Origin of the sequence: Streptomyces sp. GbtcB6 (genome assembly GCF_019091475.1) — a bacterium.
Classification (GTDB): Bacteria; Actinomycetota; Actinomycetes; order Streptomycetales; family Streptomycetaceae; genus Streptomyces; species Streptomyces hyaluromycini.
In genome coordinates this window covers 1-1,479 of record NZ_JAGXJL010000153.1, presented here as the reverse complement: position 1 = coordinate 1,479, position 1,479 = coordinate 1, and the positions used below count along the sequence as shown (strand labels likewise).

Annotated in this window: 1 protein-coding gene; it reads right to left on the bottom strand. The window is 65.0% G+C overall.

Going from position 1 to position 1,479, the window contains the following annotated elements:
- Positions 1-1,476, bottom strand: a 1,476-nt coding sequence (locus KVT45_RS54925) for an amino acid adenylation domain-containing protein (RefSeq protein ID WP_302832723.1), incomplete at its 3' end; no start/stop codon positions are given.
- Between the last annotated feature and the right edge of the window lie 3 nt (positions 1,477-1,479).

Here is a 1,479-nt window from a genome sequence, read left to right as displayed (position 1 = left end):
GCGGTACATCCGCTCGCCCGGCTTGCCGAAGGGACACGCCAGGAAGCGCTCCTGCGTCAGCTCCGGGCGCCTCCAGTACCCACGCGCTACGCCTTCGCCTGCCACATGGATCTCGCCGGTTACCCCGATGGGAACTGGGCTCCCGAAGCGGTCTAGAAGGTAGATCTGGGTGTTCCAGACCGGCTTCCCAATGGGCACCGGCCCTCCGGGCAGCTCCGCGTTCGGGAGGATCGTGTACACAGTGCACGCGACGGTCGTCTCGGTGGGGCCGTAGGAGTTCACCACGGTTACCTCCGGGTGGTCCTGGCGCCACGTCGCCACATGCTCGCCCAGCAAGGACTCACCAGCAGTAACGAGATGCCCCTGCGCACCTGGCGAGAACTCCGGTGGGAACGAGTCGAGCAATGCGATGTGCCCGGGAGTGACCTTCCCGAAGGTTGGTCGAGCAGCCGCCAGCATCGTGCGATTGGCAGCGGTGTCGGTCATCTCGGTGATGAGGACGCGGCCACCGGCACACAGCGGTCCGAGAAGGGCGGGAACGGCGAAGTCGAAGGCAGCCGACGTATGTTGCAGAGAGGCACCGTCGAGACTGCCGAAATGGTGCATTGCCCAAGTGAGGTAGTTGGTGAGGGAGTGGTGTTCGACGGCGACGCCTTTGGGGCTGCCGGTGGATCCGGAGGTGTAGATGAGATAGGCGAGGTGGTGGGGCTGAGCGGTGGGGAGGGGATTGGTGGTGGGGTGGGTGGCGATGGTGGGCCAGTCGGTGTCGAGGTTGAGGGTCCGGACGGGATGTGTGGTCTGGAGGTCCGGAAGGAGGTTGTGGCGGGTGAGGAGAAGCGGGGTTTGGGTGTCGTTGAGGAGCTGGGTGAGTCGTGCGGCGGGATAGTCGGGGTCGAGGGGAACATAGCCGCCGCCGGCTTTGAGGACGGCGAGCATGGCGGTGGGGAGTAGGGTGCCGCGGTCGAGGGCTATGGCGACGGGGGTATCAGGGCCGACACCGAGTGTTCGCAGGCGATGGGCGAGTTGGTTAGCCCGGGTGTTGAGGTCCTGGTAGGTGAGGCTGTCTTCCCGTGATACGACGGCTGTGTTCAGGGGCTGAGCGACTGCCTGACGCTCGACCATGCGATGAACAAGCTCACTTGGCACAGACCGCTCTGTGTCGTTCCACGATCGCAGGACCTGGCGCAACTCGTCGGCGTCCATCAACGGCAACGCGTGGACGGTAGTCTCTGGCTGGTCGACGATGTGAGCCAGAAGGTTGTGGTAGTGCCGGGCCATGCGGTGCGCGGTGCCTGGCAGGAAGAGGTCCGTGTCGTAGACGAGCGTGACATCCAGGCCGGACTCGGTTTCGAAGACCGACATGCTCACATCGAAGCGAGCGGTGGTGGTCGCCGCCCGTTGACGTTGGACGGTGAGGTCGTGGAGTGTCCAGGGCTGGTCGGTGGCGTTCTGAAGGACGAACATGGCCTGGAACAGGGG